The organism is Stenotrophomonas sp. YJH_SMC_57, from assembly GCF_059369755.1.
In genome coordinates, this window is sequence record NZ_JCAFSZ010000007.1 from 286,632 (window position 1) to 296,815 (window position 10,184).

Here is a 10,184-nt window from a genome sequence, read left to right on the forward strand (position 1 = left end):
TTCGCGGTGACCCAGCGAACGGCACGGCACGACACGGCCCTGATCCATTAGGCTTGAGCCTCCAGCGGAGTCCGGGAAGACGATGAACGACAACGGCAGCAGTTCCAGCAAGCGCGCCGGCAAGGCGGTGACGGTGACCGACATCGCGCGTGCCATCGGCGTGTCGCGGGCCACCGTGTCGCTGGTGCTGCGCGGCAGCCCACTGGTCAACGTCGATACCCGGGCCAAGGTCGAGGCCGAACTGCGCCGCCAGCGCTATGTCTACAACCGCGCGGCGGCCAACCTGCGCCGGCGGACCTCGTCGAGCATCGCGCTGGTGATCAACGATCTATCCAACCCGTTCTTCGCCGAATTCGCGTCCGGCGTGGACGAGGCGCTGGGTGGGCGCGGTTATGTGACCCTGCTCGGCAGTACCGGTGAATCGCCCGAGCGCCAGCAGGCGGTGCTGTCCACGCTGATGGAGCACACCCCGGCCGGCCTGATCCTGTCGCCGGCCGAAGGAAGTGATACCGCGCAGTTGCGCCAGGCATTGGGTGCCAATGCCAACGTGCTGCTGTTCAACCGCGAACTGGAAGGTGCCGACTGGGACTTCCTGACCCTGGACAACCAGCACGGTGCCTACCTGGCCACGCGCCACCTGATCGAGCGCGGCCATCGCCAGATCGCGTTCTTTGGTGGCCATGCCGCCTCCAGTTCATGCCATCAGCGCCGCGCCGGTTTCCAGCAGGCGCTGGCCGAGGCCGGCCTGTCGCTGCCGCCGGGCTGGATGATCGAGTCGGCGCCGAACCGCCTGGAAGCCGCGGCGCGCACCGATGAGCTGTTTGCCGATGGCCATCGACCCAGTGCGGCGGTCTGCTACAACGACACCGTGGCGCTGGGCCTGATGCTGGGCCTGAACTCGCGCGGCATCCGTCCGGGCGGTGACTTCGCCGTTACCGGTTTCGATGATATTTCCGAGGCAGCGGTGGCGGTGCCGCCGCTGACCACGCTGACGGCCGACCCGCGCGAGCGCGGTCGCCAGGCCGCGGCGCTGCTGCTGCAGCGGCTGGACGAACCGGATGCGCCACCGCGGCGCACGGTCGCGCCGGTGCAGCTGCGCATCCGTGAAAGCAGCGCCGCACGGCCAAACTGATTCCTTTCCTACCCCTTCCACGCAACAACGACCTTCCGCGCATCGAGGCGCGTACCGCATGCCGATCTCCGCAACGCCCCGTCCATCGGGTTCTTCGGGCAACGCACCTGCCGTCACCAACGGCAAGGCGCTGGCCGTGGTCACCACGATCTTCTTCATGTGGGGCTTCCTGACCTGCCTCAATGACATCCTGATTCCGCATCTGAAGGCAGTGTTCGAGCTGAACTACGCCAAGGCGATGCTGGTGCAGTTCACCTTCTTCGGCACCTATTTCCTGATGTCGCTGCCGGCGGGCCGGTTGGTCGCCGCGCTGGGGTACAAGAAGGGCATCGTGGCCGGCCTGGTGATTGCCGGCATCGGCGCGCTGGGCTTCTGGCCGGCGGCCGAGCTGCGCGTGTATGGCGCCTTCCTCGGCGCACTGTTCGTGCTGGCCAGCGGCATCACCGTGCTGCAGGTCGCCGCCAACCCCTATGTCGCGCTGCTGGGCCCGGAACAGACCAGCTCCAGCCGCCTGACCCTGGCGCAGGCGCTGAACTCGCTGGGCACGGCCATCGCGCCGATCTTCGGCGGCATGCTGATCCTGTCCAACACGGTGAAGAGTGCCGATGACATCGCGGCGCTGCCGGCCGCCGAGCAGCTGGCCTACCGTGCCGCCGAGGCACAGGCCGTGCAGGGCCCGTACGTGGGCCTGGCCGTGGCGCTGGTGCTGCTGGCGCTGTTCGTGTTCCTGTTCCGCCTGCCGGCGCTGAGCGACGCCACCGAGCAGGCCGACCAGGGCCACCACCACAGCTACCTGGATGCGCTGCGCAAGCGCCACCTGCTGCTGGGCGTGCTGGGCATCTTCTTCTACGTCGGCGCCGAAGTGTCGATCGGCAGCTTCCTGGTCAACTACCTGTCGATGCCGAACATCGGCGGCTTCAGCGAGCAGCAGGCCACGCACTACGTGTCGGCCTACTGGACGATGGCGATGATCGGCCGCTTCGCCGGTTCGGCGCTGCTGGCGCGCTTCTCGCCCAGCCGCCTGCTGGCGATCTTCGCGCTGGTCAACGTGGGGCTGCTGGTCACGACCATGCTGAGCTCCGGCAGTGTCGCGCTGTATTCGGTGGTGGCCATCGGCCTGTTCAACTCGATCATGTTCCCGACCATCTTCGCGCTGAGCATCGAGCGCCTCGGCCCGCTGACCAACAAGGGCTCCAGCCTGCTGATCATGGCCATCGTCGGCGGTGCCGTGGTGCCGTACCTGCAGGGCGTGCTGGCCGACCACATCGGTGTGCAGGCCAGCTTCATCCTGCCGCTGCTGTGCTACGGCTACATCATTTTCTACGGACTGGTCGGCGCGCGTACGCCGGCCTCCGCAACGCAGGGAGGCTGAGTCCGGAATGGGTGCCATCGTTTGCTTCGGCGAAATTTTGATCGATCTACTAGCGCAGCCGCCGGCCTCGGCCGATACCCCGCGCGCGTTCCTGCAGTACGCCGGCGGTGCGCCGGCCAACGTCGCCGTGGCCGCCGCGCGGCTGGGTGCGAAGACCCAGTTCGTCGGCATGCTCGGCCGCGACATGTTTGGCGACTTCCTCGCCGACAGCCTGGTCGAGCACGGCGTCGGCACGGATTACATCGTGCGTACCGATGCGGCGAAGACCGCGCTGGCCTTCGTTGCCCTCGACGCCAGCGGCGAGCGCAGCTTCAGCTTCTACCGCCCGCCGGCGGCCGACCTGCTGTTCCGTGACAGCGACTTCCAGGCCGCATGCCTCGACAGCGCGCAGTGCTTCCACGTGTGCTCCAACAGCCTGACCGAGCCGGCCATCGCCGACGCAACCTTCGCAGGCATGGACCGTGCCCGTACGGCCGGTGCGGTGGTCAGTCTCGATCTGAATCTGCGTCCGGCCCTGTGGCCTGCCGACGTCGATCCGACGCCGCGCCTGTGGCAGGCGCTGGAGCGCGCCGACCTGGTCAAGCTGTCGCGCGAGGAACTGGATTACCTGGCGGCGCCGATGGGCGCCGATGGTGAGGCGGCGGTGCTGCGGCGCCTGCTGGCCGCACAGGCACGCTGGGTCATCGTCACCGACGGTGCAGCTACGCTGCACTGGTATACCCGCGACAACCACGGCACGGTCACCAGCTTCCGCGTGGCCACGGTCGATACCACGGCCGCTGGCGATGCCTTCGTCGGTGGTGTGCTGGTCGGCCTGCTCGAGCGCGGCGGGGCGGGTGCAGGTTTTGCCGCGTTCTGCCGCGACCCGGAAGCGATCACCGCCACGCTGCGCTTCGGCGCTGCGGTCGGTGCGCTGGCGGTTACCCGCAAGGGCGCGTTCGCCGCGATGCCCTCGCTCGATGAAGTGCAGCAGCTGCTGCAGGCCCAGGACATTACCGCATGAGCACCTCGCCCGATTTCCGTTCACCCGCGTTCCTGCGTGCGCACATCGCCGACACGATGGCGTTCTACCATCCACGCTGCATCGATCCGAACGGTGGCTTCTTCCACTACTTCCGTGACGACGGCAGCATCTACGATGCCAGCCACCGCCACCTGGTCAGCAGCACCCGCTTCGTCTTCAACTATGCGATGGCCTACCGGGAGTTCGGCAATGCCGAATACCGCGAGGCGGTCGAGCACGGCGTGCGCTACCTGCGCGAGGTGCACCGCAACCCGGCCACCGGTGGCTACGCCTGGACCCTGCGCGACGGCAAGGTCGAGGATGACATGAACCACTGCTACGGCGTGGCGTTCGTGCTGCTGGCCTACAGCTGCGCGTTGAAGGCCGGCATCGAGCAGGCCCGCGAGTGGATGGACGAGACCTGGCAGCTGCTGGAAGCGCGCTTCTGGGAGCCGCAGCACGGCCTGTACAAGGACGAGGCTGATGGCCAGTGGAACTTCACCGGCTATCGCGGCCAGAACGCCAACATGCACATGTGCGAGGCGATGCTGGCCGCGTTCGAGGCCAGTGGCGAGCAGCGCTACGTCGAGCGTGCCTTGCAGCTGGCCGACAACATGACCCGCCGCCAGGCCGCCAAGGCCGGTGGTCTGGTCTGGGAGCACTATGACGTGAACTGGGAGATCGACTGGGATTACAACCTGGACGATCCCAAGCACCTGTTCCGCCCCTGGGGCTTCCAGCCGGGTCACCAGACCGAGTGGGCCAAGCTGCTGCTCATCCTTGATCGCCACGTGCAGGCCGACTGGCTGCTGCCGACCGCGCAGCACCTGTTCGACGTGGCCGTGGCGCGCAGCTGGGACGACGCCCGTGGTGGCCTGTACTACGGCTTCGCACCGGAATCGCGCCGGCAGCCGGGCATGGACGGCGCCCCGATCGGTGGCGACAGCTTCGTCTGCGATGACGACAAATACTTCTGGGTGCAGGCCGAGACGCTGGCCACCGCCGCACTGATGGCCAGGCGCACCGGCGATGACCGCTACTGGCAGTGGTACGACCGCCTCTGGGCATATTCGTGGGAGCACTTCGTCGACCACAGGTACGGCGCATGGTTCCGCATCCTCGATGCCGAGAACCGCAAGTACAGCGACGAGAAGAGCCCGGCCGGCAAGGTGGATTACCACACCATGGGTGCCTGCTACGAAGTGTTGAACGTCGTGCGTTGAGGCGCGATGTATTGGAACCGGTAGCGCCGGGCCTCGCTCGGCGCAAGAACAGGAGCATCACGTGCATCGCCTTTCCCTCGTTGTCCGTCTGCTCCTGCTGCTGATCGCAGCATCCGTGTTTCCGGTGACCGCAGCCTCGCTGCAGGCGCAGTGGGAGTTCCGCATGCTGCCCGGCGATGCGCAGGGTGCGGCGCATCCGGGCCTGCAACAGTGGCGCACGGCGAAGGTGCCAGGCAGCGTGCACACCGATCTGCTCGCACACGGGTTGATCCGCGATCCCTACGTCGGCGCAGCCGAGGCCGAGCTGCAATGGATCGGCCTGGCCGACTGGGCATACCGCGCCCGTTTCGACGTGGATGCGGCGACGCTGGCCAAGCCCAATGCCGAGCTGCGTTTCGATGGGCTCGATACCTATGCGGAGGTCCTCCTCAACGGCAAACCGCTGCTGCGTGCTGACAATGCACATCGCACCTGGCGCGCGCGCGTGGACGGCCGGCTGCGGGCCAAGGGCAATGAGCTGCAGATCGTGTTCCGTTCGCCGATCCGTACGCTGCTGCCGGACGTGCAGGCCATGCCGCACAAGATCGCTGGCAACTATCCGTCGCCCTATGGTGATGAGCCGAAGGACGCGATGGTCGGCAACTTTGCGCGCAAGCCGGCCTACCACTTCGGCTGGGACTGGGGCCCGCGTTATGTCACCGCCGGGGTCTGGCGTGGCGTCGACCTGCAGGCCTGGGATGCGCATCGCCTGACCGATCTGGCCGTGCGAACCGATGCACTGGACGCCGAGCAGGCAACGCTGGCGGTGCTGCTGCAGGTGGAGCAGGGGGCGGTGTCGGGCTCGGCCGTGGTGCATGTGGAGGTGCGCGATCCGCAGGGCCGCAGCGTGGCCCAGGTGCAACGCACGGTGCCGCTGAAGCCCGGCCAGAACACCGTTGAGCTGCCGGTTGAGCTGGCCAGGCCGCGGCGCTGGTGGCCGGTGGGTCATGGTGCGCAGGACCGTTACACCGTGCAGGCACGCCTTGACGACGGCAGCACTGCGGAACTGGCGCGCGAGCAGCGCATCGGTCTGCGCACGGTCGAACTGCGCCGCGAAGAAGACGGCAAGGGCGGGCAGGGCTTTGCTTTCGTCATCAATGGCGTGCCGATCTTTGCCAAGGGTGCCAACGTGATTCCGTTCGACGCATTCCCCGCACGCGTTGATGCGGCGCGACTGCGGCAGGTGCTGACGGCGGCGCGCGATGCCAACATGAACATGCTGCGCAACTGGGGCGGCGGCTATTACGAGGATGACGCGTTCTTCGACATCGCCGATGAACTGGGCCTGCTGGTGTGGCAGGACTTCATGTTCGGCGGTGGCATGCAACCGGGCTACGATCCGGCGTTCCGTGCCAGCGTGGTGGCCGAAGCACGCGACAACGTGCGCCGCCTGCGGCATCACCCCAGCATCGTGCTGTGGTGTGGCAACAACGAGGAAGAGACCGCGTGGAAGGACTGGGGCCATGGCCGCGACCTGAAGGCGGCCGACCCGGCATTTGCGGCGAAGGTCTGGCAGGGCTACGTCGACCTGTTCGGCAACGACCTGCGCCAGGTGGTCGGCGAGGAAGGGCTGGGCGTACCGTACTGGTCCAGCTCGCCCAGCAATGACCTTGGCGAGAAGGCCAACGACTCGACCCGCGGTGACAAGCACTACTGGCAGGTCTGGGGCAATCCGGCATTGCCGGTGCAGGCCTACCTGCGCGAGACCCCACGCTTCATGTCCGAGTACGGGCTGCAGGCGTGGCCGTCGGTGGCGACCGTGGACCAGATCGCAACCCGCGCCGAGCAGCGCATCGACAGCCCGGTGATCCGCGCGCACCAGAAATTCATGGCCGGCGAGGGCAACAGCCGCCTGCTGCACTACATCGAGCTGGGCTACGGCACGCCGAAGGACTTCGAGGATTTCGTCTACCTGAGCCAGGTGATGCAGGCCGATGGCATCGCGCTGGCGGCGCTGCATCATCGCGCGTCGCAGCCGTACACGATGGGTTCGCTGTACTGGCAGCTCAACGATGTGTGGCCGGGGGCTTCGTGGTCCAGCGTGGACTACTTCGGCCGCTGGAAGGCGCTGCATTTCGCCGCGCGGCGTTTCTTCGCGCCAGTGACAGTGGCCGCGCTGCGCGACGAGGGCAGCACGCGGGTGCGCCTGCTCAATGATGGCGCCGCGCTGGATGCACGCTGGCGGCTGCGGGTGATGGACGTGGACGGCAAGGTGCTGCGCCGTCGCGAGGGCGCGGTGACGTTGACGGCGGCGGGTGTCACCTCGATCGGTGATTTCCGCGATGCCGAACTTCTGGCCGGTGCCGACCCGAAGCGCACGGTGGCGGTGTTCGAGCTGCTGCAGAACGGGGCGGTGAGTGCCCGCCAAGTGGTTGGATTCGTCGAAGCCAAGGACCAGGTGTTGCCGCGGCAGAAGCTCAAGGCCACCTTGTCCATCGAAGGCGACCACTATCGACTGCGGCTGCAAAGCGCAGCTTACGTGCGCGCAACGTGGATCGATTTCGGTGCGCTGGACGTGCAGGTCGAAGACAACCTGCTGGACCTGCTACCGGGCGAAAGCCGGGATATCGCAGTGCGCGGTCCAGTCGATCTGGCTGCCCTGCGCGAAGCGCTGAAGGTAAGGACCCTCAACGATCGTTGAGGGGCATCCCGCTTTGGTAGGTGCCAACCTTGGTTGGCACACCCGGAACATGCCAACCAAGGTTGGCATCTACCATTCTGCCTACAACTGGATCTGCTGGAAGTTCTCGGCCCGCGCATGGCCGCTGACGGCCTGGCCGGGTATGCATGCGGCGTGAGAGGACCCTCAACGATCGTTGAGGGGCATCCCGCTTTGGTAGGTGCCAACCTTGGTTGGCACGCCCGGAACATGCCAACCAAGGTTGGCATCTACCATTCTGCCTACAGCTGGATCTGCAGGAAGTTCTCGACCCGCGCATGGCCGCTGACAGCCTGGCCGGGTATGCATGCGGCGTGAGAGGACCCTCAACGATCGTTGAGGAGCGCTGTGGCAGGTGCCAACCTTGGTTGGCACACCCGGAACATGCCAACCAAGGTTGGCATCTACCATTCTGCCTACAGCTGGATCTGCTGGAAGTTCTCGACCCGCTCGTGGCCGCTGACGGCCTGGCCGGGTATGCATGCGGCGTGAGAGGACCCTCAACGATCGTTGAGGAGCGCTCTGGTAGGTGCCAACCTTGGTTGGCACGCCCGGAACATGCCAACCAAGGTTGGCATCTACCATTCTGCCTACAGCTGGATCTGCTGGAAGTTCTCGACCCGCTCGTGGCCGTTGGCGGCCTGGCCGGTGCGCGGCAGCGGGTAGTCGTCCAGGCGGTCGATCAGGCGGGTCTGCAGGCCGGCTTCGCGGGCGGCGTCGAGTTCTTCGACCACGTCGGACAGGAACACGATCTCACCCGCGGGCACGCCGATTGCCTGCACGATGCGGCGATAGCTGTCGGCCTCACGCTTGCCGCCCACCTCGGTGTCGAACCAGCCCGACACCAGCGGGCTGAGGTCACCGGCATCGCTGAAACCGAAGAACAGTTTCTGCGCCGGTACCGAGCCGGAGGAGTATACGTACAGCGGCAGGCCGGACGCATGCCAGCCCTTCAGCACCGGCGCCACTTCCGGGTAGAAGTGCGCGGTGTAGTCGCCGCGGCGGTAGCCTTCGTCCCAGATCATGCCCTGCAGTGCTTTCAGCGCGGTGTGCTTGCGGTCCTGGTCGATCCAGCCCTGCAGCGTCTCGGCCACCAGGCTGTCCTGGCAGGCGCCGCCGATCTCGGTGGCCACCGCATCCAGCCAGCGGCGGACCTCTGGCTGCTGGCCATGCTCGGCCACGAACGCGGGCAACGCCTTGCGGGCATAAGGGAACAGTACGTTCTTGACGAACGAGATGCTGCTGGTGGTGCCTTCGATGTCGGTCAGGATGACGCGGGGCTGCATGGATCAGGACGCCTGGGTGGGTACGTAACGGGGGAACTTCTGCGCGATGTCGGTGCCGGTGAAGTGACCGACCCAGCCATCCGGCTCGGTGAAGAAGCGGATCGCCACGAAGCTCGGCTCATCGCCCATGTCGAACCAGTGGGTGGTGCCATCGGGTACGGCGATCAGGTCGTCCTTCACGCACTCGATCTCGTAGACCTTGTCACCCACGTGCAGGGTGAACAGGCCCGAGCCGGCCACGAAGAAGCGCACCTCGTCTTCCTTGTGGAAGTGCTCGTCGAGGAACTTCTTGCGCAGTTCCGCCCGGTTCGGGTTGTCCGGGGCGATCGAGGCCACGTCCACGCTCTTGAAGCCGCGTTCGGCGACCAGGCGGTCGATGTCGGCGCGGTAAGCGGCGAACACTTCATCCTGGCTCGCGCCCGGTGCGACCGGCGCGGTGGCCTGCCAGCGCTCGAAGGTGACGCCGATCTTCTGCAGTTCGGCAGCGATGATCGAGCCGTCCTGGCTGTCCAGCAGTGGCGATTCGGGGCGGGTGTCGTCGTAGATGCGCAGTCGGCTCATGGCGGCAGCTTGAACGTCTCGGGGGGAAGACAGGGTAGCAGGGTGGGGACGCGGCGCAGATTCCGGATCGGCATCTGCACCTGCACGCGGGTTCAGCCGCGCAGCTTGCGCAGTTCCAGCTCGCAGTGGAACAGGAACTCGAAGGCTTCCAGGTGGCGGCGCGCCTCGGCCATGTCGCGGCCCCAGGCATACAGGCCGTGGCCGTCGATCAGGTATCCCCACAGGTTCTGCCGGTCCAGCAGGTCGTCGACCTGTTTCGAGAGCACATTCATGTCCTGGGTGTTGGCGAATACCGGCACTTCCACGGCCATTTCATGGGTGCTGTTGCCGGCGAAGGCCTTCAGCAGCTCGTAGCCCTCCAGGTGCACATGGCCCTGCGGCGCATACAGGCGCGAGGCGATGGTCTGCACGGGCGAATGGGTGTGCAGGACGCAGCCGATCTCCGGGAAGCGGCGGTACAGCTGGGTGTGCAGCAGGGTTTCGGCGGACGGGCGCAGCGGGCGGCCGACGGCCTTGCCGTCGAAGTCCACCACCATGATGTCGTCCTCGATCAGGCGGCCCTTGTCCTTGCCCGACACGGTGATCGCGGCGTGGCGGTCATCCAGGCGGTGGGAGAAGTTGCTGCTGGTGGCCGGGGTCCAGCCGGCGCGGGCCAGTTCGCGGACGTTGTCGATCAGCAGCTGGGCCAGTTCGCTCAGGCGCGCGGTGTCGTAGGGGAAGGTGGGGGCGTTCATGCCGGCGATTTTACTGGATTCGGCCAACGGCTGAGTGATCTGGCCCCCCGTCAGCGGACGCCAAGAAGCGATACTTTGATCGCACTTGGAGGTCCCTTATGTCCCGTATCACCCGTCGTAGCTACACCGATGAGTTCAAGCACCAAGCCGTGGAGCTGGCCGAGTCGCTCGGGCC

The 10,184-nt window shown here is 66.6% G+C and carries 8 protein-coding genes; 5 read left to right on the plus strand and 3 right to left on the minus strand.

What is annotated here, in order from left to right; all coding sequences use genetic code 11:
* Nucleotides 1-82 precede the first annotated feature (82 nt).
* The 5 genes from AC5P7U_RS11940 (at nt 83) to AC5P7U_RS11960 (ending at nt 7,410) form a co-directional block, all read left to right on the plus strand.
* Nucleotides 83-1,132, plus strand: a complete 1,050-nt coding sequence (locus AC5P7U_RS11940; RefSeq protein WP_049458188.1) for a LacI family DNA-binding transcriptional regulator — start codon at nt 83-85, stop codon at nt 1,130-1,132.
* A 58-nt stretch (nt 1,133-1,190) separates the two neighbouring features.
* The gene (gene fucP, locus AC5P7U_RS11945) at nt 1,191-2,504 is read left to right on the plus strand and encodes an L-fucose:H+ symporter permease (RefSeq protein WP_006439404.1); all 1,314 of its coding nucleotides are present in this window, start codon (nt 1,191-1,193) and stop codon (nt 2,502-2,504) included.
* A 7-nt stretch (nt 2,505-2,511) separates the two neighbouring features.
* Nucleotides 2,512-3,507, plus strand: coding sequence for a carbohydrate kinase family protein (locus AC5P7U_RS11950; RefSeq protein ID WP_006439406.1), 996 nt, complete (start codon nt 2,512-2,514; stop codon nt 3,505-3,507).
* Nucleotides 3,504-4,730, plus strand: coding sequence for an AGE family epimerase/isomerase (locus AC5P7U_RS11955; protein ID WP_197564696.1), 1,227 nt, complete (start codon nt 3,504-3,506; stop codon nt 4,728-4,730). The genes AC5P7U_RS11950 and AC5P7U_RS11955 overlap by 4 nt, the downstream gene beginning before the upstream one ends.
* A 61-nt stretch (nt 4,731-4,791) precedes the next feature.
* Nucleotides 4,792-7,410, plus strand: coding sequence for a beta-mannosidase (locus AC5P7U_RS11960; RefSeq protein ID WP_495221143.1), 2,619 nt, complete (start codon nt 4,792-4,794; stop codon nt 7,408-7,410).
* Nucleotides 7,411-8,018: 608 nt separating this feature from the next.
* On the opposite strand, the gene mtnC is transcribed toward AC5P7U_RS11960, so the two are convergent.
* The 3 genes from mtnC to AC5P7U_RS11975 form a co-directional block, all read right to left on the minus strand.
* Complete coding sequence (mtnC, locus tag AC5P7U_RS11965) at nt 8,019-8,714, minus strand: acireductone synthase (protein WP_197564694.1); 696 nt, start codon at nt 8,712-8,714, stop codon at nt 8,019-8,021.
* A 3-nt stretch (nt 8,715-8,717) separates the two neighbouring features.
* Entirely contained in the window at nt 8,718-9,275 is a 558-nt protein-coding gene (locus AC5P7U_RS11970) for a 1,2-dihydroxy-3-keto-5-methylthiopentene dioxygenase (protein ID WP_006439544.1), read from the minus strand.
* 92 nt (nt 9,276-9,367) lie between these two features.
* Complete coding sequence (locus tag AC5P7U_RS11975; RefSeq protein ID WP_197564693.1) at nt 9,368-10,009, minus strand: methylthioribulose 1-phosphate dehydratase; 642 nt, start codon at nt 10,007-10,009, stop codon at nt 9,368-9,370.
* Between the last annotated feature and the right edge of the window lie 175 nt (nt 10,010-10,184).